The organism is Sphingomonas sp. Leaf198 (assembly GCF_001424005.1).
In the GTDB taxonomy this organism is placed as follows: Bacteria; Pseudomonadota; Alphaproteobacteria; order Sphingomonadales; family Sphingomonadaceae; genus Sphingomonas.
Window position 1 is genome coordinate 555404 of the sequence record NZ_LMPX01000001.1, and the last position, 26990, is coordinate 582393.

25 protein-coding genes and 1 tRNA gene are annotated in these 26990 nt (G+C 66.0%); 11 read left to right on the forward strand and 15 right to left on the reverse strand.

Annotated features, from left to right (window positions below; all coding sequences use genetic code 11):
* Positions 1–12: 12 nt before the first annotated feature.
* Complete coding sequence (locus tag ASG20_RS02515) at positions 13–1212, forward strand: tyrosine-type recombinase/integrase (RefSeq protein WP_056048073.1); 1200 nt, start codon at positions 13–15, stop codon at positions 1210–1212.
* A gap of 212 nt (positions 1213–1424) precedes the next feature.
* Here ASG20_RS02515 and ASG20_RS02520 read toward each other — a convergent pair whose 3' ends face one another.
* The 4 genes from ASG20_RS02520 to ASG20_RS02535 all read right to left on the reverse strand — a co-directional run bounded on the left by ASG20_RS02520 (position 1425) and on the right by ASG20_RS02535 (position 3390).
* A complete protein-coding gene (locus ASG20_RS02520) occupies positions 1425–2183 on the reverse strand; it encodes a hypothetical protein (RefSeq protein ID WP_156364001.1) in 759 nt (252 codons plus the stop codon).
* A 423-nt stretch (positions 2184–2606) separates the two neighbouring features.
* Positions 2607–2683, reverse strand: a tRNA-Arg gene (locus ASG20_RS02525).
* Positions 2684–2878: 195 nt separating this feature from the next.
* On the reverse strand, positions 2879–3139 hold the full coding sequence (locus ASG20_RS02530; protein WP_031394799.1) for an SWIB/MDM2 domain-containing protein: 261 nt from the start codon (positions 3137–3139) through the stop codon (positions 2879–2881).
* A gap of 47 nt (positions 3140–3186) precedes the next feature.
* Complete coding sequence (locus tag ASG20_RS02535) at positions 3187–3390, reverse strand: DUF2945 domain-containing protein (protein WP_056048079.1); 204 nt, start codon at positions 3388–3390, stop codon at positions 3187–3189.
* 119 nt (positions 3391–3509) lie between these two features.
* Between ASG20_RS02535 and ASG20_RS02540 the strand changes: the two genes are divergently transcribed.
* From ASG20_RS02540 to fghA, 3 genes are read left to right on the forward strand one after another with little or no spacing between them, the layout of a single operon-like run.
* A complete protein-coding gene (locus tag ASG20_RS02540) occupies positions 3510–4616 on the forward strand; it encodes an S-(hydroxymethyl)glutathione dehydrogenase/class III alcohol dehydrogenase (protein ID WP_056048083.1) in 1107 nt (368 codons plus the stop codon).
* 11 nt (positions 4617–4627) lie between these two features.
* Positions 4628–5011, forward strand: coding sequence for a VOC family protein (locus tag ASG20_RS02545; protein ID WP_056048086.1), 384 nt, complete (start codon positions 4628–4630; stop codon positions 5009–5011).
* Positions 5011–5847 (forward strand): S-formylglutathione hydrolase, encoded by an 837-nt coding sequence (gene fghA / locus ASG20_RS02550; RefSeq protein WP_056048090.1) that lies wholly within the window; start codon positions 5011–5013, stop codon positions 5845–5847. The genes ASG20_RS02545 and fghA overlap by 1 nt, the downstream gene beginning before the upstream one ends.
* Positions 5848–6313: 466 nt before the next feature.
* On the opposite strand, the gene ASG20_RS02555 is transcribed toward fghA, so the two are convergent.
* Positions 6314–9274, reverse strand: coding sequence for a TonB-dependent receptor (locus ASG20_RS02555; RefSeq protein WP_056048093.1), 2961 nt, complete (start codon positions 9272–9274; stop codon positions 6314–6316).
* A gap of 203 nt (positions 9275–9477) precedes the next feature.
* Here ASG20_RS02555 and folE point away from each other — a divergent pair, with 203 nt between their 5' ends.
* From folE to ASG20_RS02570, 3 genes are read left to right on the forward strand one after another with little or no spacing between them, the layout of a single operon-like run.
* A complete protein-coding gene (folE, locus tag ASG20_RS02560; protein ID WP_056050313.1) occupies positions 9478–10116 on the forward strand; it encodes a GTP cyclohydrolase I FolE in 639 nt (212 codons plus the stop codon).
* Positions 10116–10886, forward strand: a complete 771-nt coding sequence (locus ASG20_RS02565; protein WP_056048096.1) for an SDR family NAD(P)-dependent oxidoreductase — start codon at positions 10116–10118, stop codon at positions 10884–10886. The genes folE and ASG20_RS02565 overlap by 1 nt, the downstream gene beginning before the upstream one ends.
* Positions 10879–11229: a dihydroneopterin aldolase gene (locus ASG20_RS02570; RefSeq protein WP_056048100.1), complete on the forward strand. Its 351-nt coding sequence runs from the start codon at positions 10879–10881 to the stop codon at positions 11227–11229. The genes ASG20_RS02565 and ASG20_RS02570 overlap by 8 nt, the downstream gene beginning before the upstream one ends.
* Positions 11230–11496: 267 nt before the next feature.
* On the opposite strand, the gene leuA is transcribed toward ASG20_RS02570, so the two are convergent.
* From leuA to miaA, 6 genes are all read right to left on the reverse strand, one after another.
* Positions 11497–13155 carry a 2-isopropylmalate synthase gene (gene leuA, locus ASG20_RS02575; RefSeq protein ID WP_056048103.1) on the reverse strand — a complete coding sequence of 553 codons (1659 nt, stop codon included), beginning with the start codon at positions 13153–13155 and terminating at the stop codon, positions 11497–11499.
* 195 nt (positions 13156–13350) lie between these two features.
* Positions 13351–13956: a YceI family protein gene (locus tag ASG20_RS02580; RefSeq protein WP_056048106.1), complete on the reverse strand. Its 606-nt coding sequence runs from the start codon at positions 13954–13956 to the stop codon at positions 13351–13353.
* A 458-nt stretch (positions 13957–14414) separates the two neighbouring features.
* Positions 14415–15434: a ketol-acid reductoisomerase gene (gene ilvC, locus ASG20_RS02585; RefSeq protein WP_056048109.1), complete on the reverse strand. Its 1020-nt coding sequence runs from the start codon at positions 15432–15434 to the stop codon at positions 14415–14417.
* Between the two features lie 127 nt (positions 15435–15561).
* Positions 15562–16077: an acetolactate synthase small subunit gene (ilvN, locus tag ASG20_RS02590; protein ID WP_056048113.1), complete on the reverse strand. Its 516-nt coding sequence runs from the start codon at positions 16075–16077 to the stop codon at positions 15562–15564.
* A gap of 137 nt (positions 16078–16214) precedes the next feature.
* Entirely contained in the window at positions 16215–17963 is a 1749-nt protein-coding gene (locus ASG20_RS02595) for an acetolactate synthase 3 large subunit (protein WP_056048115.1), read from the reverse strand.
* Positions 17964–18045: 82 nt separating this feature from the next.
* The gene (gene miaA, locus ASG20_RS02600; protein ID WP_056048118.1) at positions 18046–18975 is read right to left on the reverse strand and encodes a tRNA (adenosine(37)-N6)-dimethylallyltransferase MiaA; all 930 of its coding nucleotides are present in this window, start codon (positions 18973–18975) and stop codon (positions 18046–18048) included.
* Between miaA and serB the strand changes: the two genes are divergently transcribed.
* Positions 18968–19849, forward strand: coding sequence for a phosphoserine phosphatase SerB (gene serB, locus ASG20_RS02605; RefSeq protein WP_056050315.1), 882 nt, complete (start codon positions 18968–18970; stop codon positions 19847–19849). The two genes, miaA and serB, sit on opposite strands and share 8 nt — an antisense overlap.
* A 148-nt stretch (positions 19850–19997) precedes the next feature.
* On the opposite strand, the gene ASG20_RS02610 is transcribed toward serB, so the two are convergent.
* Both ASG20_RS02610 and ASG20_RS02615 read right to left on the reverse strand, forming a co-directional pair.
* Entirely contained in the window at positions 19998–20480 is a 483-nt protein-coding gene (locus ASG20_RS02610; protein ID WP_056048123.1) for a hypothetical protein, read from the reverse strand.
* Positions 20481–20801: 321 nt separating this feature from the next.
* Entirely contained in the window at positions 20802–21875 is a 1074-nt protein-coding gene (locus ASG20_RS02615; protein WP_330218652.1) for an SPOR domain-containing protein, read from the reverse strand.
* 185 nt (positions 21876–22060) lie between these two features.
* Here ASG20_RS02615 and ASG20_RS02620 point away from each other — a divergent pair, with 185 nt between their 5' ends.
* Genes ASG20_RS02620 through ASG20_RS02630 form a run of 3 tightly spaced genes read left to right on the forward strand, consistent with a single transcriptional unit; the run spans position 22061 to position 24618 of the window.
* Positions 22061–22765, forward strand: coding sequence for a ParA family protein (locus ASG20_RS02620; protein WP_056048126.1), 705 nt, complete (start codon positions 22061–22063; stop codon positions 22763–22765).
* Between the two features lie 4 nt (positions 22766–22769).
* Positions 22770–23249: a hypothetical protein gene (locus ASG20_RS02625; RefSeq protein ID WP_082470699.1), complete on the forward strand. Its 480-nt coding sequence runs from the start codon at positions 22770–22772 to the stop codon at positions 23247–23249.
* A 16-nt stretch (positions 23250–23265) separates the two neighbouring features.
* Positions 23266–24618 carry an SPOR domain-containing protein gene (locus ASG20_RS02630; RefSeq protein ID WP_056048129.1) on the forward strand — a complete coding sequence of 451 codons (1353 nt, stop codon included), beginning with the start codon at positions 23266–23268 and terminating at the stop codon, positions 24616–24618.
* Positions 24619–24768: 150 nt separating this feature from the next.
* Here the strand turns inward: ASG20_RS02630 and ASG20_RS02635 are convergent, their stop codons facing one another.
* The gene (locus ASG20_RS02635; protein ID WP_056048132.1) at positions 24769–25989 is read right to left on the reverse strand and encodes a dihydroorotase; all 1221 of its coding nucleotides are present in this window, start codon (positions 25987–25989) and stop codon (positions 24769–24771) included.
* On the reverse strand, positions 25986–26972 hold the full coding sequence (locus tag ASG20_RS02640; RefSeq protein ID WP_056048137.1) for an aspartate carbamoyltransferase catalytic subunit: 987 nt from the start codon (positions 26970–26972) through the stop codon (positions 25986–25988). Before ASG20_RS02640 ends, ASG20_RS02635 begins: the two co-directional genes overlap by 4 nt.
* Between the last annotated feature and the right edge of the window lie 18 nt (positions 26973–26990).

Below are 26990 nucleotides of genomic sequence, written 5' to 3' on the forward strand. Positions count from 1 at the left end.
AAAGGATAACGTATGCTGACCAACGCCGCGGTGAAAGCCGCGCGGCCGCGCGCGGCCGCCTATAAGCTGTTCGACCAAGGCGGCTTGCACCTTTACGTCGCGCCGACAGGCCGGAAGTCGTTCCGCATGCGCTTCCGCCTCGGCGGTAAGGAGCAGCTGCTCACGATCGGCGCCGTTCCCGAGGTGACGCTCGATGCCGCGCGGGCCCGGTGCGACCAGGCGCGCGAGCAGCTCGGCCGCGGCGAGGATCCTCGGAATTGCGAAATTGCGCAAACCGGCAAGGCTCGTGCTTTCGAGGACGTCGCGCGCCAGTGGCACGCGCACATGTGCCGGCGCTGGACGGAGGTGCATGCCGGCGACGTCCTCGCGAGCCTAGAGCGCGACGTCTTCCCGGCGATCGGCGCGATGCCGATCGGCGCCGTCACCGTGCCCGTGATTCTGAATGCGCTGCGCGTCATCGAGGAGCGCGGCAGCCTGGTCACCGCCAGCCGCGTGCGCCAGCGGATCTCGGCAGTATTCGCATATGCGATGGCGGAGGACCTGGTCGACCAGGATCCTGCGGCGATAGTCAGTCGCGCGCTCACCCCGCCCGCGCCGGCGCAGCACCATCCCGCGTTGCTCGAGATCGAGGACGCTCGCGCGCTGCTCGCCGCGGCCGAGCTGGTCGACGTCGCGCCCCTGGTGAAACACGCGTCGCGATTCTTGGCGCTGACCGCAGTCCGCTTCGCCGCGGTCCGCGGCGCGCGCTGGGAAGAGATCGAGGATCTCGAGGGGGCCGCGCCGCTGTGGCGGGTACCGGCCGCGCGGATGAAGCTGGCGGCAGCGAAGAAGCTCGATGCGAAGAACGACCATGCGGTGCCGCTGTCGCGCCAAGCGGTCGCGCTTATGCGCGAGATCCGCGCGAATATGCATCAGGATGATGCAAATATGCATGGTTTGATCTTCGATTGCGGCGCAGGCCGGATGATCGGCGAGAAGTCGATCGGCGCGCTGTACGATCGCGCGGGGTTCGAGGGGCGGCATGTCCCGCACGGTTGGCGCGCGTCGTTCTCGACGGTGATGAACGAGCGGGGATCGGACGGCGCCGACATCGAGCGGGCGCTGGCGCATACGCCGAAGGACAAGGTCAAAGCGGCGTACGATCGGAGCGAGCGCCTTCAGCGCCTGCGCGATCTGTTCCAGGAGTGGGCGAATCTGTTGGTCGACATCTGATCAGTGCCGCAGGCGCGACGCAAGAAAAGAACAACGGATCTCGCACACTTCCCCCATCGACAGCTCGGGGCGGCGCAAGCCGCCTCGCTCCGACAGCCGGGTCTTGGCGGTCGGGTCCTTGAGGCATGCCGTTTCGGCCTTGGGGGAAAACAAACTGGCGCCGGCTTCGCGTTCAGCGAAGACGTTCTTCCTGATCTATAGACCTAGATGCTTCATACTCGGCCAAGATGTCCGTCTGAACCAAAGAGGGAGGCGCCAAGGCTGGCGATCGAACGGCGTTGTTCGGCGACGTCCTTGCTCGGAGGCGGCGGTGGCGCCTGGACAGGCTCAGCGGCGGTCGATCGTCCGAACCGGCGTACCCGGCACTCGCGTAGCTGTATGAAGCGTTGGTAGACGCGTTCGGCCATCCGCTTCTTCAGATCGAGGAAATATGCGTGGCTGGTTTGCACTCGCTGCTTTGCCGCGGGATCGCTACGCCGTGACTTGGTAGTGCTGCGGCTGATCCATGCCAGCAGTCCGTGATGCCCGAGGCGGCGTAACGCTCGGCAGACGCTTTTCTCGCAGCATCGTGCGGCCACCGAGATCTTCGCCCAAGACGGAAACCAGCGTCCCGAACCCGCGAAACACAGGAAGTTGAAAACCGCTTCGTACACAGCGACGTCGGTGCGGGTGATCCCGAGCGAATGCTTCTTGAGGTCGACCTCGATCGCGTCCAGCGCGATCCGGATGGTGGCGGGGCGGCCGACTGGACGATCCGCGACGGGGCGCCCCATCAGTTCCTTCAGTTCCGCCGACAGCACCTCGTGATCGCGCTCGAGCTGTAGCTTCCTGCCCCGCGGGAATTCCGCGGCATGTGCCGCCTGCAGTTCCTTCGCGAGCGCCACCAGCGATTCGACGGTCGAGATTCGTTCAGCGGTCGACCCGAACCGGTTGCGGTCCCACGGCTGTGCGGCCGGCGCGGCCTCGTCCACGCAGCCGCGGCGAACCTGCGCGTCTGGTCCGCGATCACGGACGGATCCGTCCGCGGCTTTGGCGATGGTGCCCGCGATCTGGCCGAAGCCGCGAAGCGTAGGTGTGGAAGAGAAGGTAAGCGACATCGTGTCGGCTCCCGATGGGAAGTCGATGGGCGCACGAAAGCGCCAGCTGAATCGGTGTGTTCAGCCGCGCGGACGTGTTTTGGGGTGGTGGTGCGCCCGTTAGAACGGGCGCTGGAGCCTCATCGGCTAGGTATCGGGGGGCGGAGCACGCGCGACTCTACGGCGCCGTGCTGGGGCACGACGGCGGAACGGGCGAAGAACAGAATGTGCCGCCGACTGTGTCGGGGCGAACCGTGGCTTGTCGCGCGTTTCGCGCTTTGCGTAGGACCAGTTTTCGGCGGAAATCCGCAGAAAAGCTGGTGCCCCCGGCGAGATTTGAACACGCGGCCTACGGTTTAGGAAACCGTCGCTCTATCCGGCTGAGCTACGGGGGCATCCGGTTGCGCAGTACGACGGTCGGATGTGGCGATCAAGCGCCCGGTTCGCGATCGGCTTGAGCTGATTGCATGGCCACTACGGGCAGGGCGATCAGACCGGCACTTGGGTAGTGGGGATATTGTAGAGGCGCGATCAAGGGCGACGGGTATCGCTTGGATGCCCCGTCGCCACTTGCCGTGCAGTGCGGGCGGTTAGGCCTTGACGTGCTGCGAGATGTACTTGTTCATCTCGAACATCGTGCACTTGTCACGCCCGAAGACCTTCTTCAGCTTCTCGTCCGCGAGGATCTCGCGCTTGTTCTCAGGGTTCTGCAGGTTGTGGGCCTTGATGTAGACCCAGACCTTGCTGATCACTTCGCTGCGCGGGAGCTTGTCGTTGCCGACGATCTCGCCGAGCTCGGGAGAGGGCTGGACGGGGGCGTGGATGCCGCCGGTCTTGGGAGCTGTAGCCATAAGCATTCCTTCCTGTTGCGCGCGTGCGTTAGGCACTGCGCGCGTGGTCACGCCTTGGTGAGCGCGTCCGCCTTGTGCGCTGCCTTGCCGCCCTTGTCACTCCTTACGATGAACTGCGGCTCCTCCTTGGAGGCCTTGACGGTGTGGCCCTTGATTTTCGTATCGCTGGTCTGCTTCTTCTCGACCGTGCCATGTGCCTCGCCGCCGTGCGATTTCCAGGTGACCTCGTCACCCTTCTTCGGATCCTTCATCGCGCCATCTCCTTGATTTGAAAGGATCAAGCGCCGCACGAGCGGATTGGTTGCATCGTCCGCGGGTTGCGGAGGCGGGGCGCTGGGGGCATCAGGGCGGCAATCAAGGAGACCCACTCATGAAGACCCGCGCCGCCGTAGCCTTCGAGGCAAAAAAACCGCTCGAGATCGTCGAACTCGACCTCGAAGGGCCGAAATTCGGCGAAGTCCTCGTCGAAATCATGGCGACGGGCATCTGCCATACCGACGCGTACACGCTCGACGGGCTTGATTCGGAAGGGTTGTTTCCGAGCGTGCTCGGCCATGAGGGCGCCGGCATCGTTCGCGAGATCGGCGCAGGTGTGACCAGCGTTGCGGTCGGCGATCACGTCATCCCGCTTTACACCCCCGAATGCCGCCAGTGTAAGTCGTGCCTCAGCGGCAAGACCAACCTGTGCACCGCGATCCGCGCCACGCAAGGCAAGGGGCTGATGCCCGACGGGACGACACGGTTCAGCTACAAGGGGCAGCCGATCTTCCATTACATGGGCTGCTCGACCTTCTCGAACTTCACGGTGCTCCCGGAGATCGCGGTGGCGAAGATCCGCGAGGACGCGCCGTTCGATACCTCGTGCTACGTCGGCTGCGGCGTAACGACGGGCGTGGGTGCGGTCGTGCACACGGCGAAGGTTCAGCCGGGCGATACGGTCGTCGTGTTCGGGCTCGGCGGGATCGGGCTGAACGTGATCCAGGGCGCGCGGCTGGCGGGCGCGGGGATGATCGTCGGCGTCGACCTCAATCCGGACCGTGAGGAGTGGGGCCGCCGCTTCGGCATGACGCACTTTGCCAATCCCAAGGATGTGGGCGACATCGTCCAGCACATCGTCGCGCTCACCGATGGAGGCGCGGACTATACGTTCGACGCGACCGGCAACACGACGGTGATGCGGCAGGCGCTGGAGGCGTGCCATCGCGGCTGGGGGACCTCGATCGTGATCGGCGTGGCCGAGGCGGGGAAGGAAATCTCGACGCGGCCGTTTCAGCTCGTCACCGGGCGCAACTGGCGCGGCACCGCGTTCGGCGGTGCGCGTGGGCGGACGGATACGCCGAAGATCGTCGACTGGTACATGAACGGGATGATCGAGATCGACCCGATGATCACGCACCGCCTAACCCTCGACGAGATCAACAAGGGCTTCGACCTGATGCACGCCGGCGAGAGCATCCGCTCCGTCGTGATCTTCTGAGGGGCGGGATCATGTTCACGCACATCATGCTTGGCGCGAGCGACATCGCCGCGTCGAAAGCGTTCTACGACGCGGCTCTGGGCGCGCTCGGTGTGCCCGAAGGCGTCACGGACGAATGGGGCCGGGTGGTCTATGCGCATGACGGCGGACGCTTCCTGCTGACGAAGCCGATCGACGGGGAGCCGGCTAGTCACGGCAACGGCAGCACGATGGGGTTCGCTGCGGCCTCTACCGATGCGGCCGATGCTTGGCATGCTGCGGGGCTGGCGCACGGCGGGACGGCCTGTGAGGATCCGCCGGGCGTGCGTGAGGCCACCGGGGGGCGGAAGCTGTACCTCGCCTATCTGCGCGATCCGTCGGGGAACAAGATCTGCGCATTGCACCGGGTCGCGTGATGGAGACCGTCTCCACCAGCAAGGCGTATGGCGGCACGCAGGGTGTGTACCGCCACGCCTCGACCGCGACCGGCACCGACATGACCTTCGCGGTCTATGTGCCGCCACATGACGAAGGCGCACGGTTGCCGGTGTTGTGGTTCCTGTCGGGGCTGACCTGCACGCACGCCAACGTCATGGACAAGGGCGAGTATCGGCGCGCGTGTGCCGAGCTGGGCGTGATCCTGGTGGCGCCGGACACCTCGCCGCGGGGCGACGACGTGCCGGACGACGACGCGTACGACTTCGGCAAGGGCGCGGGCTTCTATGTCGATGCGACCGAGCAGCCTTGGGCGAAGACCTTCCGGATGCGGTCCTATGTCGAGGACGAATTGCCGGCGCTGATCGGCGCGGAATTTCCGATGGCGGATATGGCGCGGCAGGGGATCTTCGGACACTCGATGGGCGGCCATGGCGCGCTGACGATCGCGCTGCGCAATCCGGAGCGGTTCCGGAGTGTGTCGGCGTTCGCGCCGATCGTGGCGCCGTTGCAGTGCGCCTGGGGCGAGAAGGCGCTTGGCGGGTATCTCGGGGCGGATCGGACGGCGTGGCGCGCGTATGACGCGTGCGCGCTGATCGAGGATGGCGCGCGAGTGAAGGACATCCTGGTCGATCAGGGGGATGCGGATGGCTTCCTGGTCGAGCAGTTGAAGCCCGAGTTGCTGGTGGCGGCGTGCGAGGCTGCGGGGATCGACCTGACGCTGCGGATGCAGCCGGGGTATGATCACAGCTACAACTTCATCTCGACGTTTATGAGCGACCATGTGGTGTGGCACGCGGAGCGGCTGAAGCGCTAACCGCGGCTTTGATGGTTCGAGGCTATCGGTCTGCAAGCCGTGCCCTCACCCTCGCCTCGCTGCCTTCGGCGTCTCTCCCTATCCCGATGGAGAGGGAAGGGGCCCGTGGGTCTTCGCCGTGGGAGGGGTGAAGGCAAGGAGAGTCCGCGGCCTGCATGAGCCAGCACGTAGCTCCACCCACACGTCATCCTGACGAAAGTCAGGACCCAGGGTCACGAACGCCGCGCTTATTGGCTCTGGATCCTGACTTTCGTCAGGATGACGGCGGCGGCGTCGGATACTTCCCCGGCAGGGGGAGGTGGCTGGCGCTTGCCAGACGGTGGGGGGAGGTAAGGCGACACATCTGTTCCGTGTCCGCCCGCCTCCGTCACCTTCGGTGCCACCTCGCCCTGGCGGGGGAGGATCAGTCATATCGCCGTCCTGCCCGACGGACTCGCATTCCAACGGCTCCGCCTCGAACATCCCCTCAGAACTTGAAACCGGCCGCCACGCCATACCGGCGTGGTTCGATCGTGAAGATGTTGGTGAACAGCCCGGCCGACTGGTCGGTGACATACTGCCCGGTCGTCGCATCGTTCTTGGTCAGGTTCTGCACATAGGCGCGGACGTAGAAGCGGTCTTCGCGGGCGTTGAGCTGGACCTGCATGTTGACCACCTCGTAGCCGGGGATCCGGTCGATCGCGGTGTTGAAGATGCTCGCCGCGAACCCGCCGGTGTAGTTGAGGTCGGCGCGCGGCACGAGGCTCATGCCGTTCGCGAAGTCGATCGTGTACTGCGCGCCGACCGACCATTTGTACGTCGGTGCCTGCGGCAGGCGGTTGCCGCGGATGTTGGTGGTCACGCCGTCTAGCACCGACACGCCGCTCGCCGCGGCGTTGGCGCCCAGCGCGGAGCAGATCCCGAACGCGCCGGTCGCCGCCACCGTCGGGATCGCGGTCGGCGCACGCAGACCGATCTGCGAATTGACCGCCGCGACATAGCCGTTCGACAGCGCCGCATTGCCCGCGACGTTGGGCACGACGACGCAGTTCGACGCGTTGGTGATGTCCTTGATGATCACCGCGTCCGACCGACCGCCAGACACGTCGCGCGGGTTGACCAGCAGCTTGTCGCTCGACACCTTCGAATGCAGGTAGCTCGCGTTCATGTTGACGACGAACGCCGGGATCGGGCTCATGATCGCCTCCGCTTCGACGCCGTAGATATCGGCGTCGACATTGTCGTTGACCGAGGTCCGCGCGACGATCCGGCTCAGCTGCAAATTCTTGTACTGATAATAGAAGCCGGTGAGGTTCAGCCTGAACCGGCCGCCGCCGAAGGTGTTCTTCGAGCCGATCTCGTATGCGTTGACCTGCTCGGGCAGGAAGGTGCTGCTGACGTTGAACATCGGCAGCAGCGGCGGGTTGATCCCGCCCGACTTATAGCCGCGCGAGTAGGATGCGTAGAGCAGGTTGTTCTCGGTGATCCGGTAGTCGAGCACCGCGCGCCCGGTCAGCCGCGAAAAGCTGACCTGCGCATTGGCGAACTCCTGGCGGCCCGGCAGGTTGGGGTCGAAATCGACCGTGCCGTAGTTAAGCCCCTGCTCGATCCCGGTCGCGCCGATCGGTGTCAGCACGTTGAGCGCGAGGTTGCGCGCCTCGTCGGTCTTCTTGTCGTGGTTGTAGCGCAGGCCGACGGTCAGCTTGAGCTTGTCGGTGAACTTGAAATACGTCTCGCCGAAGATGCCATAGGATTTCAGGCGGAACTCGGTATCGCTGTTGCGATAGAAGGGCGTCGACAGGAAATAGCCGTTGCCCGCGGGCAGCCCGGCCCCCGCCGCGTTCGCCGAGCCGAGAATGCCGGAGGCGTAATCAAGCCCGAACGCGTTGACGAAATAATCGGTGTTGGTGGATTTGCTGTCGACATAGATGCCGCCGAGCAGGAAGTTGAACATGCCCTCGAAATTGCTGTCGAGATGCGCTTCGGCGGAATATTGCCGGTTCACCTGGCGCGAGCGATCGAAGTCGAGGCTCTGCGGATAACAGCCGATCGAGTTGCCGCCATAGATGCCGACGTTGTTCGGATCCGCCGCCGACTGGCACGCGCCGCCCGCGGGCCCGTTGGGGATCAACGTCTGGCGCACGCCGTTCAGGAACGCGAACGGCGATCCGGGGCGGGCGAGCGCGTTGAGCGTCGCGAGCCCGACATTGTTGGCCAGCGGGTTCTCGACCGCGAGGTTATAGTCCGTCGTGCTATCTACCGCGTTGCGCGTGTAGCCGCCGGTGAAGTTCAGGCTGACCGGACCGAAATCGTGGAAGATCTTGGCGGTATATTGCTCCTCCTCGGCAAAATAGGTCGGGCTGTAGTCGAGCGACACGGTCCGCACGTTGGCCGGGTTAACGACGCCGGTGTAGGTATCCTGACCATAGAGGCTCTGCAGCCCGAAGCGCGCCAGCGCGGGGTTGTTGACCGCGAAGAACTCGTTCGAACTGAGCACCGCGGACAGCGTCGAATTGCCGTTCGCGGTCTCGTTGGCGAGCCGGTCGGGAAGGCAGCCGAGGATGCCGGTCGGATCGCGGTGGCAAAGTTGCTTCTGCAACCGCGAACGGTCGTCCTTCTCGCGGAAATAATAGCCGATCAGGTCGACCCGGGTGTCGCTGGTCGGCTCCCACGACAGCGTGCCACGGATCGAATACAGGTCGCGCCCGTCGATCTTGCGGCCGTCGTACAGGTTCTTGGTATAGCCGTCGCGGTTGAGATAGGTGCCGGCGACGCGGATGCCGAGCGTGTCGGTGAAGGGCAGGTTGATCATCGCCTTCACGCGCTTCGAATCATAGTTGCCGTATTCGAACTCGGCCGCCGAATGTATGCCGGAGAGGTCGGGCTTTGCCGAGATGAAGTTGACGACGCCCGACGTGGCGTTGCGGCCGAACAGCGTCCCCTGCGGCCCGCGAAGGACCTCGATCCGCTCGAGGTCGAAGAACTCGCTCTCGAACAGGCGCGTCGTGACCAACGGCATGTCGTTGACGTGGATCGCGGTCGCGGTGTCGCAGGTCGCGCCCGTGCACAGGTCGCCGATCCCGCGGATGGTGAAGCTCGACGTCGTGAAGTTGGTCTTGGTAAAGGTGATGTTGGGCAGCGTCTGCTGAAGCGCGCTCGGGTTGACGATCTGCTGCTTGGCGATGTTGTCCGCGGTAAAAGCGCTTACAGCGATCGGAACATCCTGCAGACGCTGCGATTGGCGTTGCGCGGTAATCACGATATCCTGCGACGCGTAGGGATCGGCGGTGGACACGTCTCGTGTCGTTTGCGTCGACGGCGCCTCCTGCCCGGGGCCATTGGTGGGCGCGGTGTTTTCGGCCGATGTGGTGGTGGCGGTCTGCGCCATTGCCGGCGCAATCGACAGGAGTATCATCGCCGATGCGGCGAGCAATTCGAACTTTGCCATGGCAGTCCTCTCCCCGATCGTGCCGGTCTATGCCGATTCACGATTTAGATTTTCAGGTATGGCGAAGTAACGACCAAAAAAATCAACCGTCAACGCTTTTTGAAGCCCGGATTACGGGGATTTACGGCGCGTTGCTCAAATGAAACAGTTGCAAAAGAGGACCCATGTTCCGATGTTTGGGTATGCTGACAAAGGGTGTTGCGATGCGGGATGAACTGAACGGGTCCGAGTGGCGGCCAGCAGGGGGCGATGTGCTGGGTCCCGACGGCAAGGTGATTGTGCCCGAAGACGTAGCGTCGGCGATCCGTACGCTGATCCGCTGGGCAGGCGACGATCCGACCCGCGAGGGGCTGCTCGATACGCCGCGCCGTGTTGCACGTGCGTGGAAGGAATATTGCGCGGGCTATGGCGACGATCCGGCGAAACATCTCGAACGCGTGTTCGAGGAGGTCGGCGGGTATGACGAGATCGTCCTGCTGAAGGACATCCCGTTCCAGTCGCATTGCGAGCATCACATGGCGCCGATCATCGGCAAGGCGCACATCGCGTACCTGCCGCGTGACCATGTCGTCGGCATCTCGAAGCTCGCGCGTGTGCTGCACGGCTTCGCGCGGCGGTTGCAGGTGCAGGAGCGGCTGACCGCGGAAGTGGCGGACTGCATCTGGGACAACCTCAAGCCGCAGGGCGTCGCGGTGGTGATCGAGGCGAGCCATGCCTGCATGACCGCGCGCGGCGTCCGCACGCCGGGGGTGACGATGGTCACGAGCCGGATGATGGGCGTGTTCCGCGACGACGAGCGCAGCCGCAAGGAAGTGCTGGCGTTGATGGGGCGCGGCGTCTGATGCGAACTGTGCTGGTCACGGGTGGTGCGAAGCGGCTGGGCGCGGCGATCGTCCGGCGGCTGGCGGCGGGGGGGCATGCCGTTGTCGTGCACCAGGGGCATTCGCCGGACGAGGCGGCGGCGCTAGTGGCGGAGATCGTCGACGGGGGAGGGCGTGCTGCTGCGGTGGCGGGCGACCTGAGCGATCTGGGCGCGATCGGCGACCTGTTCGCGGCGGCGCGGGCAGCGATTGGGGGGCCGATCGACGGGCTGGTAAACTGCGCATCGAAGTTCGCGTTCGATCGCCCGCCGAGCGTCGATCCGGTGCTGTTCGCCGAGCTTGGCGCGATCAATTGCGGCGCGCCGGTGCTGTTTGCGTCGGCGCTCGCGTCGCAGGACGATGTTGTGGATGGCGCGGTGGTCAATGTTCTCGACCAGAAGGTGGCCAACCTCAACCCTGACTTTTTCTCGTACAGTTGCGGCAAGATCGCGCTGGAGGGGGCAACGACGATGCTCGCGCAGGCGCTTGGCCCGCGTATCGCGGTGAACGCCGTGTCGCCGGGGCTCACCTTGCCGAGCGGGGACCAGAGCGACGAGGAGTTCGCGGCCGTGGCGAGCGACAATCTGCTCCGGCGACCGGTCGGGGCGGAGGCTGTCGCGGATGCGGTGGCGTGGCTGCTGACCGCGAAGGGCGTGACGGGACAAAACGTGTTCGTAGATTGCGGGCAGCGGTTTCTAGTGCGCGATAGCGACGTGATGTTCGACCGGGATCAAGGGGGGCGACATGGCTGAGTTCACGACGATCCTCGACGGGCTCGAAGTCATGATGCGGCTCGGTATCCATCCGCACGAGGTGGCGCCGCAGCGGGTGGTCGTCTCGGTCGAGATGACGGTGGTGTATCCAGGCCCGCTCGGCGAGGATGCGATCGAGGAAGTGCTCGACTATGATTTCGTCCGCACGGGGATCCGAGCGCTGACGGCGGAGCGCCCGTTCGCGTTGCAGGAGACGCTCTGCGAGGCGATAGCCGGGTTATGCATGGGGGACGAGCGGGTCAGACGGGTCAAGGTCCGAACGGTGAAGGCTGATGTCTACCCCGACGCCCGCGTCGGCTGCGGGATCGTCCGCACTCGCTGATCCTCCCCGCACGCGGGGAGGGGGACCAGCGTAGCTGGTGGTGGGGGTGTGCCTCGCACGGTACGCGTGGGGAAGCCCCCCTCCACCCCCACGCAAGCGCGTGGCGGTCCCCCTCCCCGTGCCGGGGAGGATTACGCGAGCGCAAATGGCGCACTGCTCCCTCTCCCCTCCGGGGAGAGGGCTGGCGTGAGGGGCTGTTCCAGGCTGAGCACTGCTTGGCTGCCCCTCACCCCGACCCTCTCCCCGGAGGGGAGAGGGAGGTGCGCATCAGGCTCGGTTCGCTGCCGACAACACCGCACGGACCGAGGCGGTCGCTATGTCGGTGTCCATGCCGACGCCGAACACCGTCCGACCCTCGGCCGTCCGGCATTCGACATACGCCGCCGCCTGCGCATCCGCGCCGTGGCCGATCGCGTGCTCGTTGTAATCCACCACGTCGAGCGTCGGCCCGGTCGACTCCGCGATCGCTGCGATCACGCCGGAGATCAGCCCGTTGCCGCGCCCCGAGATCGACCGCTCCTCGCCGTCGATTGCGACGCGGCCGATGAACACCCGCTGCCCCGAGGCACCGCTTTCCTCGTAATCACGCAGTTCCACCCGGTCGTCAGCCTGCGGCATGTACGTCCGCTCGAACAGACCCCAGATATCGCCTGCGTTCAGCTCACGGCTGGTCTCGTCGGCATAAGCCTGGACGTGCCGGCTGAAGTCCGCCTGCAACCGCTTGGGCAGCTTCAGGCCCTTGTCCTGCTCGATCACCCAGGCAACGCCGCCCTTGCCCGACTGCGAATTCACGCGGATAACCGCCTCGTAGCTGCGACCCAGATCGGCAGGGTCGATCGGGAGATACGGCACCTCCCACAGCGTGTCGTTCTTCGCCTCCTGCGCCGCGAAGCCCTTCTTGATCGCGTCCTGATGCGAGCCCGAAAACGCGGTGAAGACCAGATCGCCGGCATAGGGCGTGCGCGGGTGGACGGGGATGTTGGTGCAGTAATTGACCGTGTTCACGACGCCATCGATGTCCGACAGGTCGAGCTTCGGATCCACCCCTTGCGTGTACATGTTGAGCGCGACGGTCACGAGATCGCAATTGCCGGTGCGCTCGCCATTGCCGAGCAGGCAGCCCTCGACGCGGTCCGCGCCCGCCATCATGCCGAGCTCCGCCGCTGCGACGCCGGTGCCGCGGTCATTATGCGTGTGCAGCGATATCGCCACCGCGTCGCGGTTGCGGATGTTGCGCCCGAACCATTCGATCTGGTCGGCATAGATGTTCGGCGTCGCGCATTCGACGGTGGCGGGCAGGTTGAAGATGATCGGATTGTCGGGCGTCGGCATCAGGACGTCCATAACGGCCTCGCACACCTCGAGGCTGAAATCGAGTTCGGCGGTCGAGAAGGTCTCGGGGCTGTATTCGAACTGCCAGCGGACGTTCGGCTGCTTGGCGGCTTCGTCGCGGAGCACTTTGGCGCCGTCCACAGCGATCTGCTTCACCTGCGCGCGGTCCATACCGAACACGATCTTGCGCCAAGCGGGGGAGACGGCATTGTAGAGGTGGACGATCGCGGTCTTCGCGCCGACCAGGCTGGCAAAGCTCGTCTCGATCAGGTCGCGGCGCGACTGGGTCAGCACCTGGATCGACACGTCGTCGGGGATGCGCCCGGTCTTCACCAGCCCTGAGATGAAGTCGAACTCGGTCGCGCCTGCGCTCGGGAAGCCGACCTCGATCTCCTTCAGACCGACCTTGCAGAGCAGGTCGAAGAAGCGCGTTTTCTTCTCCGCGTCCATCGGGTCGATCAGCGCCTGGTTGCCGTCGCGCAGATCGGTCGACAGCCAGCGCGGTGGCTTGACGATGGTCTTCGACGGCCATTGGCGGTCGGGCAGGTCGACTTGTGGGAAGGGACGGTATTTGGTCGATGGGTCGCGCAGCATGGCTCGTGTCTCTCGTGTCGTCGGGAGCGTTCGGGTCAGCCCTTAGGCGCGAGGCGCGGGGGCATGGCCACCGCGCAAACGATCGGCGCGCCTAAGGGCGCGTAAGTCGAAGCAGCAGGAGGCGGCCATGCGTCATTGTTAGCGTCCTATCGCGCGGACACGGTCCGTGTCCAGCGCGATAGGAATCTCGACAGATTATTGCGCCGAGAATGCAGCGTTGATCGTTAGGTCGACCTTGTCCGACACGACCGGGGCGTAGGCGCCGATATTGAAGTCGCTGCGATTGATCGAAGTCGTCGCACGGAAGCCGAAGTTCAGCTTCTTGTTCATCGGGTTCGCGCCAGCGCCGATGAAGGTCGCCTGCAGCACGACGGGCTTGGTGACACCTTTGAGCGTGAGGTCGCCGGTGATCGTCGCTTTGTCGCCGTTCGCAACGACCTTGGTCGAGACGAACTTGGCGGTCGGGTAGGTCGCGGCGTCGAAGAAGTCCTTCGACTTCAGATGGCCGGCGAACGGTGCTGCGGTGACCGAAAGCTGGTCGATCGCGAAGTTGACCTCGACCTTGGTCGCGTTCGGCTTGGCGGGATCGATCGTGATGCTGCCCCCCGACGCGCCAAGCTGCCCTTCGAGCATCGAGAAGCCCATGTGGTTGACGGCCCACGTCACCTGCGTGTGGTTCGGGTCGACCGCGTAGGTGCCGGCGGCGACGCGCGCCTTGACCGGGGCGCCGGGGATTGCGGCGGTCTGCGCCAGCACGGGCGCGGCGGTGAGGGCGAGGATGGTGGCTAGGACTAGGCGCATGCGGGGTCTCCTGTTGATCGCGCGATGCTGGCCGAGGGGAGGGGGCGCGTCAAACGACGTTATGCCAACGCTGTGTTTCGGAATTGGGTTGTGGGGGAGGGGGAGAAGAGAGCACCGCTCGTTCTTGTTCCCCCGCGGACGCGGGGGCCCAGCTAAACCACGACCACCGCCCGAGACCCTGGACCCCCGCGTTCGCGAGGGAACAGGGAGGGGAGAACGGCCCCCACCTCACAAAACCACCCCGGCGAAGGCCGGGGCCCAATTGGAAAAGCTTTAGTAACGGAGCGCCGTCCTCAGTTGGCGACGTCCCCCAATTGGGCCCCGGCCTTCGCCGGGGTGGATTGGGGGTATGGGAGCAACCGAAACGCGCTCCTCACGCCAACCCGTCGGCCCCGGCGAAGCCGTGCCCTATGGGCAGGCTTCGTCGTGCCGGCCGCGCTCACGCGCGTTCGCTTCGCTCAGTTGCGCTCGCGATCCACCAAAGCATTCTTCCCGATCCACGGCATCATGCCGCGCAGTTCGCTGCCGATCTTCTCGATCGGATGCGCCAGCGCCTGCTTACGCGCCGCCTTCAGCTCAGGCTGCCCCGCACGATTATCGAGGATGAAGTTCTTCACGAACCGTCCCGACTGGATATCCGCCAGCACGCGCTTCATCTCGGCCTTGGTCTCCGACGTGATGATCCGCGGACCGGTCGTGATGTCGCCATACTCGGCCGTGTTCGAGATCGAGTAGCGCATGTTGGCGATGCCGCCCTCGTACAGCAGGTCGACGATCAGCTTGGTCTCGTGGAGGCACTCGAAATACGCCATCTCGGGCGCGTAGCCAGCTTCGACCAGCGTTTCGAACCCGGCCTGAATCAGATGGGTGATGCCGCCGCACAGCACGGCCTGCTCGCCGAACAGGTCGGTCTCGCATTCCTCGCGGAAGTTGGTCTCGATGATCCCCGAACGCCCGCCGCCGACGCCCGATGCGTATGCCAGGGCGATGTCATGCGCGTTGCCCGACTTGTCTTGGTCGATCGCGATCAGGCAGGGGACGCCGCCGCCGCGGACATATTCGCTGCGCACGGTGTGGCCGGGGCCCTTGGGCGCGATCATGATGACGTCGAGATCGGCGCGCGGCTCGATCAGGCCGAAATGGACGTTGAGACCATGCGCGAACGCGATCGTCGCGCCCTGCTTGAGGTTGTCGTGCAGGTCGGCAGCGTAGATCGCCGCCTGATGCTCGTCGGGCGCGAGGATCATTACGATGTCGGCCCAGGCTGCGGCTTCCTTGTTCGACTTGACCGCGAAGCCCGCCTCGATCGCCTTCTTGGCGGTGGCCGAGCCTTCGCGCAGTGCGATAGCGACGTCCTTGACGCCCGAATCGCGGAGGTTCTGCGCATGCGCATGGCCCTGCGAGCCGTAGCCGACGATCGCGATCTTCTTGTCGGTGATCAGGTTCAGGTCGGCGTCGCGATCGTAATAGACACGCATGATAAAGCTCCTTCAGTTCTGGGGTTCGTCACCCCGGACTTGTTCCGGGGTCCACCGTGCCTCGAGGGCGACGGTGCGGGGATGAGTGGACCCCGGAACACGTCCGGGGTGACGGTATGGTGTTGGCTTACGCCGGCTCTTTGCCGCGGGCGATCGCGACGATGCCGGTTCGGGCGACTTCGATCAGACCGACTTCGCCCATGAGTTCGACGAACTTGTCGATCTTGTCGATCCCGCCGGTGACCTCGAACACGAAGCTCGACGTCGTCGCATCGACCACGCGCGCGCGGTATACGTCGGCGAGACGCAGCGCCTCGATCCGGTGGTCGCCGGTACCGCGGACCTTCACCAGTGCGAGCTCGCGTTCGACGTGCGCGCCCTGTGCCGTCAGGTCGGTGACCTTGTGCACCGGCACCAGCCGGTCGAGCTGGGCGATGATCTGCTCCATCGTCGCCGGCGACGCGCTGGTGACGATCGTGATCCGGCTGACCGACTTGTCCGCGGTGATCTCGCTCACCGTCAGGCTCTCGATATTATAGCCGCGCGCGGTGAACAGGCCGGCGATCCGGGCGAGGATGCCCGGTTCGTTGTCGACGATGACGGCGAGCGTGTGCCGCTCGGCCTTTTCCTGGGAAATGTGCATGGTTTCTTACTCTCCCCTTCCGCTTGCGGGAGGGGTCGGGGGAGGGGAGGCGAGGGCTGCCGATGCTGTGGGCATCAGGCCCTCCCCTAACCCCTCCCGCAGGCGGGAGGGGAATTCGGTGGCGATCTTGGCAGCCATCACACCAGCGCCTTCGCTTCGTCGTCCATCGTGCCGGACACTTCGTTCGCCTGCAGGATCATGTCGGTATGCGCCGCGCCCGACGGGATCATCGGAAAGCAGTTGGTCAGCTGCGACACACGGCAATCGACGATCACCGGGCCGTCATACGCCAGCATCTCGGCGATCCCGCTGTCGAGCTGATCGCGCGTCTCGATCAGGATGCCCTTCCAGCCATACGCCTCGCCCAGCTTGACGAAATCGGGCAGCGAATCCGAATAGCTCTCGGCATAGCGGCTCTCATAGGTGAGCTCCTGCCACTGGCGGACCATGCCCATATACTGGTTGTTGAGGATGAAGATCTTCACCGGCAACCGGTATTGCGACGCGGTGGCCAGCTCCTGGATGTTCATCTGGATCGACGCTTCGCCAGCGATGTCGATCACTAGCGCGTTCGGGTTGCCGAGCTGCGCGCCGATCGCTGCGGGCAGGCCGTACCCCATCGTGCCGAGACCACCGCTGGTCAGCCACTTGTTCGGCTTTTCGAACCCGAAATGCTGCGCCGCCCACATCTGGTGCTGGCCGACCTCGGTCGTGATGATCGGCGAGCGTGCATGCGTGGCGTCGAACAGCGCCCGGATCGCGCGCTGCGGCATGATCTCGTTCGGATCGTTCTCGGGGAAATCGAGACACTTCACCGCGCGCCAGCCGGCAATGCGACGCTGCCAGTCGGTCGTGTCGGGCTTGGGATGCTGGCGGCTCTTCCAGATCCGCACCATGTCCTCGAGCGCATGGCCGACGTCCGCGATGATCCCGAGATCGACGCGCACCGTCTTGTTCACCGACGAGCGATCGATGTCGATATGCACCTTCCGCGAGTTCGGGCTGAACGCATCGAGACGTCCGGTCACGCGATCGTCGAAGCGCGAGCCGAGCGCGACGACGAGGTCAGCCTGGTTCATCGCCATGTTGGCTTCGTAGGTGCCGTGCATCCCGAGCATGCCGAGCCACTGCGGCCCCGATGCTGGATAGGCGCCAAGGCCCATCAGCGTCGACGTCACTGGTGCGCCGGTGATGCGGACGAGTTCGCACAGCAACTGGCTCGCGGCCGGACCCGAATTGATGATGCCGCCGCCGGTGTACAGGATCGGGCGTTCGGCCGCGGCGAGCATGTCGACGAGCTGCTCGATCTGCGACTGGTCGGCCTTCACCTGAGGGCGATAGGTCTTGTGCTGGATCGGCCCCGGCTTCTTGTACCGCGCGGTCGCAACCTGCACGTCCTTGGGAATGTCGACGACAACCGGCCCCGGACGACCCGAGGTGGCAATGTGGAACGCCTCGTGGATCACGTCGCCAAGCTTGGCGGGATCCTTCACGAGGTAATTGTGCTTCGAGCAATGGCGCGTGATGCCGACGGTATCGGCTTCCTGGAACGCGTCGGTGCCGATCAGCGCGGTGGGCACCTGGCCGGTGATCACGACCATCGGGATCGAATCCATCAACGCGTCGGTGATGCCGGTGACCGCGTTGGTCGCGCCGGGGCCCGAAGTGACGAGCACCACGCCGGGCTTGCCGGTCGAGCGAGCATAGCCTTCTGCGGCATGCGTCGCAGCCTGTTCGTGGCGCACGAGGATGTGCTTGATCCGACCCGAGCGAAACAGCGCATCGTAGATCGGCAGCACGGCGCCACCCGGATAGCCGAAGACGACCTCCACGCCGAGATCGCACAGCGCCTCGATCAGGATATCGGCTCCACTCTTCTCGGTCATTTCATGTCATCCTTTGCGAGAACGCTGCCTTTAGCGTCTCGTGGAGGGGCCGGCTACCGATATAAAAGATGCGTGTCAAACATCATTTGAGCAATATAGTTTCAAATTGCTGCATGCGCGTTGGGAGATCTAGGGCTTCGGTGCGCGTCCATTTGGGCGGCGGCTGGTGTCGAAGCCACGTATATTGGCGCTTGGCGTAGCGCCGCGTGGCGAGCGATCCGGCGGCTATGGCGTCGATTTTCGAGGTCTCCCCGCGGACCAGGGCGGCGATCTCGGGCACGCCGATCGCGCGGCGGATCGGGGCGTCCTGCGGGATGTCGGTGCGGGCGAGGAGTGCGGTGATTTCGTCGCGGCTGGTGTCGGCCATTTCGGCGAAGCGCTGGTCGATGCGCGCATTGAGCCAGTCGCGGTCGGGGATCAGGATCAGCGCGCGGATGTCGATCGTCTCGCCGATCCCGCCGACCTTCTCGGTCTGCCAATCGGCGAGCGTGCGGCCGGTGCCGCGGACGACTTCGAGCGCGCGGGCGACGCGGGTGGTGTCGGCTGCGTTGAGCTTGGTCGCGGCCTCCGGGTCGAGTTGCGCGAGCGCGGCGTGCGCCTCCGCCACGGGGAGGGCGCGGACCTCGTCGCGAAGGGCCGGGTCGATCTCGGGAACGGGCGCGATACCGTCGAGCAAGGTGCGGATATAGAGCCCGGTGCCCCCCACCAAAATCGGCAGCTTCCCCTCCGCGAGCGTGTCGCGGATCGCCAGCGTCGCCTCGGTAGCCCAGCGCGCCGCGGAGTAGCTCGCATCGGCGGCATCGACGTGGCCGAACAGCCGATGGGGGGCGCTCGCTTCTTCCTCCGCCGACGGGCGCGCAGTAACGATGCGGAGGTCGGCATAGACCTGCGCGGAATCGGCGTTGATGACGCCGCCGTCGTGGCGCGCGGCGATGGCGAGCGCGAGCGCGGACTTGCCGCTCGCGGTCGGCCCTGCGATGAGCGCGACCTTCGGGAGATGTTCTATGTTCACGGCAACGCTTATAGCCTCGGGCACGCTGACCGCAGGCGATATTTCGACCGCGATGGACCGCTTGCGCGACGCCGGTTGCGCACCGGGCGCTAGCGGCTGGATCGACGAGGGGGACGCCGCCGACCTGATCTTCGGGATGGCGCCGGACGCTGCTCGGACCGCGCTCGAGGGGGCATTCGTGGCGACCGACGTGGTCGTACAGTCGAGCCTGACGCGCACCAAGACGTTGCTCGTCGCCGACATGGACTCGACGATGATCACCGTCGAATGCATCGACGAACTCGCCGACTACGCGGGCATCAAGCCACAGATTGCCGAGATCACCGAACGCGCGATGCGCGGCGAACTCGATTTCGAGGCGGCGCTCGATGCGCGCGTAGCCCTCCTCAAGGGACTAGCCGAAAGCGACATCGAACGCTGTCTGACCGAACGCGTCACGATCATGCCGGGCGCAAAGGCGTTGGTCCGGACAATGCGCGCGCGGGGTGCTCTGGCGGTGCTGGTATCGGGCGGCTTCACGCGGTTCGCGGAGCCGGTAGCCAAGGAGATCGGCTTCGACCGCGCGATCGCCAACGTGCTGGAGATCGAGAGTGGCGTACTGACGGGGACAGTGACCAAGCCGATCGTCGGGTCGAATACGAAGCTGACGACGCTACGCGCCGCGATCACCGAGCGGGGGATTGCGGTGGAGGAAGCACTCGCGATCGGTGACGGCGCGAACGACTTGGCGATGATCGAGGCGGCGGGGCTGGGCATGGCCTACCACGCCAAGCCGATCGTCGCGGCTGCCGCAGCAGCGCGGATCGATCACGGCGACCTTACCGCGCTACTGTACGCACAAGGCATCGCGCGGCGGCATTGGGTGTTGGACTAGCCGTTCTTGCGATCCTCCCCCGCCAGGGGGAGGTGGTGCCGAAGGCGACGGAGGGGGCGGACACGGAACACTGGTTTCGCTTACCTCCCCCTCCGTCTGGCAAGTGCCAGCCACCTCCCCCTGGCGGGGGAGGATCAGAGGTGGCGCGTCAGCCCTTTGCCAACGGCGTACCGCTCGCGTTGCACACGTACGTCGCGAGTTCTTCGCGTAACGGCAAACCCTTGATCGGGCGCAGCGGACCGTCATGCGCTACGTTGGTCTCGACCAGCGCGCGGTTCGGGCCGACGCCGAGGACGTGGAACAGGCGCTTGCCGCAATCCGTCTCGGTGCGGGCATAGGCGACCTTCCCGTCATGCTCCTGGCGTAGTATCGCAATGATCGTGCCACTTGCCGCTTTCCGCTCGCGCAATAGGAAGTGGCGTGACGTCGGATCGGAGGGGGTAGGGATCAGCCGGCCCTTGACCGTCAGCTGCTCGGGCTTGGGTACCGCCACCTCGGTCTCGGCCAAGTTGCGCAACGACACGCCGTTATCCACCATCGCGTCGGTATTGGTAGTCGCAGGCTGCTCGCCAGAACACGCGGCCAACAGCGTTGCGCCAGCAAGTGCCAGCGCCAAGGTCTTCGAAATCATTCATCTAGCTCCCGGTCGATGTCGAAACGAAACGACCGATCCGGCCTTTCGATCCCCACGCGTCCGAGCTCAGCGTGGCCGTTTGTCGGTCATGCGGCGATCCGCCTTGCTGGAGGGGTGGGTGGTGGCGGGCGTGCAGACGCGGTGGATCGGCTGGCACGCGACACCGACGGACGAACACCCTTTCAAGCTTCCCGCAATCGGGCAGGCGCGGCAGCGCCGTCTGGTATCGATGCAGCCCGCAGGTGTCGTCAGCAACGTAAGTGTCAGCAACAACATCGGAGAATTCTCCCCAGAACGATCACAGCGCGACCGGAATGATCACGGCGCAACGATCACGCAGGGCACGCCGGCCGCCGAGCAGGCGCGGGTCGCGTCCGCCTTCGAGGCGAACCCGCCGGCCTGGAGCCGCGTCACATTGCCTACCTTCGTATAGAAGGGCTGCGCACCGCGAAGCTTGCCGCGAACCTTGTTCCACAGCGTCTCGGCATTGCCCTGGTCGCGGAATGCGCCGAGTTGCACGCGCCAATTGCCGCTCGGCCGAACGGCCGCAGGCTTGGGAGCGGGTACGGGCTTGACCGCCCCCCGCCTGCCAGAGTCCGACTTGGCAAGCTCGGGCCTTGGGGTCTGCGCCGCGGCGACGGGCTCGCGGGCCGGTGCGGGAACGCGGGCAGGTAGCGAACTGGCGGGCAGTTTCGAAGGACGAGTTGGCTCGGCGGTTCGCGAAGCGGGCACGGTGGCGACCCCGACCGTCGACCGCGGCGTCGGCGCCGCTGGCGAGGCTTGCGCCTGCAACGCATAATGCTGTGCCAGCGCGGTGCCCTTTTCGCGGTCGGCCGGCGAGATATACTGGTCCATCTGCGTCAGCGTCTGCGAGGCGGACTGGAGCCCCGATGCCGAAGCGCGGCTCATCAACGCATAGGCGCGCGGATAATCCCGCGTCACGCCGTCGCCATTGAAAAGCATCGTCCCCAGCACCAGCTGCGTCCGGGGTTCGCCGCGCGCCGCCGATTTCTCGAGCCACGGCAGCGCCTCGGTCTTCTTGCCCGACTGGAACAGCGCCAGACCGTAGTTATCCTCGGCCTGGAGATGCCCCTGCATCGCCGCCTTGCGGAACCAGCTTTCGGCCAGCGTCAGGTCGAGCGGTACGCCGCGGCCGAGCTTGTACGCCTGCGCGAGATTGAACTGCGCATCGGCGTCGCCGGCGATCGCGAGCGGACGCCAGACGCCGACCGCGCGGGGGAAGTCGCCCTTCGCCCAGGCGTCGACCCCGGACTTGACGTCGGCGCCGGACGGCGCGGCTGCCGACACGCGATCCGCCGTCAGCATGCCCCCCGTCGCCAGCATGCTGCTCAGCACCACAGCACCCCAGAAACGTCCGTGCCCAGCCTTCATCGGTCTACCTCGTGTCAATATCGCACCACCATGCCGCCGTTCGTCCGGCAAGGGAAGGCGGGGCAGGAATTCTGCCCCGATCGCATCCATTTCGACTCCTAAATGCACCCATTATGACGTCGCGTTAACCTATTCTTATGCCCGCGCATGGCATTCCCTCGGTCGACAAAAGGGGTTCGGGGACTATGCGCGTTCTAGCGTTCGCATCGCAGAAAGGGGGATCGGGGAAGACGACCTTGACGGGCCATCTCGCGGTCCAGGCCGAGCGTGCCGGACACGGTCCCGTCGTCCTGATCGACATCGATCCGCAGGCGTCGCTGTCCGACTGGTGGAATGAGCGCGTCGCGGACGAGCCCGCCTTCGCGCAGACGACCGTCGCGCGCCTCGCCGCCGATCTCGAGATTCTCCGCCAACAGGGCTTCAAGCTGGCGATGATCGACACCCCGCCGGCGATCACGATGGCGATCCAGAGCGTCATCCAGGTCGCCGAACTGATCGTCGTGCCGACCCGCCCGAGCCCGCACGATCTGCGCGCGGTCGGCGCCACCGTCGACATGTGCGCCCGCGCGGGCAAGCCGCTGATCTTCGTCGTCAACGCCGCCACGCCCAAGGCGCGGATCACCGCCGACGCGACGCTCGCGCTGTCGCAGCATGGCACGGTCGCTCCGGTCGTCATTCACCAGCGCACCGATTTCGCGGCGTCGATGATCGATGGCCGGACGGTCATGGAAGTCGACGCGAAGAGCCGCTCGACCGCCGAGATCGAGGCGCTGTGGACCTATGTCTGCGACCGGCTCGAGAAGAATTTCCGCCGCACCGTCTTCGCCGTGCCGGCCGCCGCGGCAATCCGTCCCGCCGCCGGGGGCTTCGGCCGTCGGATCGTCGGGTGACGCGATGACCCAGCCCAAACCGATGGCATCGCTGTCCCCCTCGCTGCTCGCGCGCAAGGGTACCGCGCGGCCGGCAATGCGGTCTCAGGACCTGACCGGCGCAGCACCGGCCGATGTCGGCGAGGATCTCGGCTGGAACGACCTGGGCGAGGGGCCGGACCGCGACGGGATGCCGTCCGTGCTGATCGAGCGCGACGCGCTGACGACCGAACTCGAACAGCGCACGGTCGTCGTGACACCGGTATCGCTTGCCGCCGCATCGCGGATCGGCCGCGAGGCCGCAGCAAAGACCAGAGTTACGAAGGCGGCGTTCACGTTGCGGCTCGATGCCGATCGGCACCTGAAACTCAGGCTGGCGAGCGCCGTCACCAAAACCTCTTCGCAGCAGCTCGTGATCCAGGCGCTCGACGAATTCCTGCGCCGCCTGCCCGAAGTCGATGCGCTCGTCGCGCAACTGCCGCGGGCAAAGCCCCGCAAACGTTAAAACAGGGATTTTCCCGATGAACACGCGTGCACTATTTCTTGGCGGCGTCTCCGCTCTGCTGCTCGGCGGAACGATGGTAGGCTGTGCGGCCAATGGCGGCGGCGTGGCATCGGCCGGCGATCGCAGCGCCGCGCTGGCGGCGAAGGGGGCGGCACAGGGTGCTGCAAACGGTGCCGCGAGCGACGCGGGCAGGGCGCAGACGGCCTTGGCGAGCCGCAATGGACCGGCTGCGGTTGGCTATGCCGAACACGCGGTGGCGCTGATGCCGCAATCGGCCGCCTACCGGATGCTGTTGGGGCAGAGCTATCTCCAGGCGGGTCGTTTCACGTCTGCGGGCCACGCCTTCGCCGATACGCTCCAGCTGTCGCCGGCCAATGGAAAGGCCGCGCTGAACCTTGCCTTGTCGCAGATCGCGACGGGGGATTGGCAGGCGGCCCGGCGCACGCTGGACAGCAATGCAGCGATCATCCCGGCAAGCGACCGCGGGCTGGCGATGTCGCTGGCCGGCGACACGGCGGGCGGGATCGCCGTCCTCACCGAGGTTGCTCGGTCGCCGCAGACGAGCGCGAAGGTCCGCCAGAACCTCGGCTTGAGCCTGGCGCTGGCAGGGCAGTGGCAATCGGCGCGCGTCGTCGCGGCGGCGGACATGGCGCCGGCTGATGTCGATGCGCGGCTGGAGCAATGGGGGACCTTCGCGCAACCCGCCAAGGCCTCGGATCAGGTTGCGAGCCTGCTCGGCGTGCGGGCGGCGGCGGATGGCGGCCAGCCGGTTGCACTGGCGTTGAACACGCCTACGCCAATGCTGCCGGGAGCGCCGGCTGCACCCGAACAGGCTCTTGCGGCGGCCGATCCGGTTGCGGTGGAGGCTCCGGTCGAGGTCGCTGCCGTACCAACCGCCGCGCCTGTCGCGGGTTTCTCGAAGGTGTCGTTCGGGCCACGGCAGGAATTCGTCCAGGCCCTGCCGACGATGATGCTCCGCCCGGCGGGCGGTCCGATCAAGCTCGCCGCAATGCCTGCTCCATCGGGACGCGGCATGGCGAGCGCGGCCTATCAGGTGAAGGCGCCAGCCGCCGGCCATTGGTACGTGCAGCTGGGGGCGTTCGACAGCGCGGGCGTTGCACGGGATGCATGGGGTCGTGCCGCCAAGCGGTTCGCGGTGCTCGCCGGCTACACGCCGAACGGCATGAATTTCAAAGCGGACGGCGAGGATTTCTACCGTCTGTCGGTCGGGGGCTTCAGTCGTTCGGCGGCGGATTCGATGTGCCGCCAGTATCGCGCCAAGGGGGGCGCGTGCTTCGTCCGGATGGGCGCAGGTGATACGATGGCGCAGTGGCTGCGGAAACCGGGGATGCAGCTCGCGTCGCGGTAGAGGCGCTGCCCGCTGATCGACAACCACCCCGGCGAAGGCCGGGGCCCAACTGGAAAGGTTGGCGTAGCGGCGGGTCGCGATTAGCTGGCGACGTTCCCCAATTGGGCCCCGGCCTCCGCCGGGGTGGTACGGTTGGTTATCGATCCCGCGTTACAGAACCTCGCGGCCGCCCTTCCACAACCGCAACACGCGGCCCTGCACCGGTAGGCCATCGAACGGCGTGTTCCCCGCCTCGGCCTCGAACGCCTCGCCGACGATCTGCCACGGCGCCAGTTGATCGAACAGCATCAGGTCGGCAGGCTTGCCCACCTCCAGCGTCCCCGTATCGAGCCCCAGCACCCGCGCCGGGTTGCTCGCCAGCAGCGCGAACAGCCGCTCCAGCGAGATGCGCTCGTCACGCACCAGCATCAGTGCGAGCGGGAGCAACGTCTCGGCCCCCGCCATCCCGCTGCTCGAGTCCGTAAACGGCAGCCGCTTTTCTTCCGGTCCGCGCGGCTCATGGCCCGAACAGAGCACGTCGATCGTGCTGTCTGCGATCGCCTCGAGTGCCGCGCGACGGTCGCTGTCCGCACGCAACGGCGGCGACAGCAGCGCGAACGAGCGGAAATCACTGACCGCGATCTCCGACAAATGCAGATGCGCGGGCGTGATGCCGCACGTGACGGCAACGCCGCGACGCTTCGCCGCACGGATCAGATCGAACCCGGACGCCGTCGTCACCTGGCGAATGTGGAGCCGCGCACCGGTATCCTCGGCGAGCATCAGGTCGCGCGCGATCGCCAGCGCCTCGGCCACCGCCGGTGCGGCGGGGAGGCCAAGCCGCGTCGCAGTCTCACCCTCGGTCGCCACGGCACCGGCGGTCAGCCCACCATCCTCGGCATGCGCGATCACCGTCACGTCGAGATCGCGCGCATAGGCGAGCACGCGCCGCATCACGCCGCTGTCGGCGATCCAGTGTTTCCCCGTGCCGACCGCCTTCGCACCCGCCGAAAGACAGATCGCCATCTCGGCGAGGTCATGGCCTTTGAGACCACGCGTTGCGGCGGCGATCGGATGGATCCAGAGGTCGGGCTTGCCGATCAGCGCGGCGCGCTGGACGATGCCGGGATCGTCAAGCACCGGCGACTGGTCGGGCATGAGGCCGATTCGCACGATCCCGCCCGCGCGGAACGCAGCACGGTCGACCTTCGCGACTCCGAGGTCGACGATCCCGGGCGCGACCGTCTTGCCGCTGCAATCGACGACCGTCGCATCGGCGGGAATGTCGACGATCCCGGTCGCGACGATCACGCCGTCGCGGACCAGCAGATTGCCCTTCGACACGCCGCCGACGGGGCAGGCGAGCGTTGCGTTGGTGAGCGCGAGGATCATGCCCAACCCTCCACGCCGCGTGCGCGCCTGGTCAGCACGTCGAGGCAGGCCATGCGGACGGCGACCCCCATCTCGACCTGTTCCGTGATCGCCGACCGTGCGTGGTCAGCGACGGCGGAGTCGATCTCGACGCCGCGGTTCATCGGGCCGGGGTGCATCACCAGCGCATCGGGCGCCGCCTTCGCCAGCCGGTCGAGCGTCAGCCCGTAGCGCAATCGATATTCGCGCGTGGAGGGGACGTACGCGCCGTCCATCCGCTCGTTCTGGAGCCGGAGCATCATCACCACGTCAGCACCCTCCAGGGCTTTGTCGAAATCAGTAAACGCGGTGACGCCCATCCGCTCGATCATCGGCGGCATCAGCGTTGACGGCGCGCAGACGCGGACCTCCGCGGCAAGCGCAGTGAGCGCCAGGATATTCGACCGCGCGACGCGGCTGTGCAGCAGGTCGCCGCAGATCACGACGCGCTGCCCCGCGATCGAGCCTTTCCGCCGCCGGATCGTCAGCGCGTCGAGCAGCGCCTGGGTTGGATGCTCGTGCCGCCCGTCGCCTGCGTTCAGGACCGGACAGTCGACCTTGTCCGCAATCAACCGCACGGCGCCGCTCGACATATGCCGGATCACGATCACGTCCGCGCGCATCGCATTGAGCGTCATCGCGGTGTCGATCAGCGTCTCGCCCTTCTTCACGCTCGACTGCGCGGCGTGCATGTTGACGACGTCCGCGCCGAGCCGCTTGCCGGCGATCTCGAACGACAGGAGCGTGCGCGTGCTGTTCTCGAAGAACGCGTTGATCTGGGTAAGCCCGGCCAGCCGCTTGTCGGGCGTGGCATGCGTGCGGTTGGCGCCGACCCACGTCTCCGCCTCGTCGAGCAGGAACGCGATCTCGTGTGGCTGGAGCCCGTCGATGCCGGTGAGATGCCGGTGCGGGAAGACGGCGCCGCCTTCGATGAGGGCGGCGGGGCGGTGATCTGAGGTTCGCATTAAAGCTGCGGGATAGTG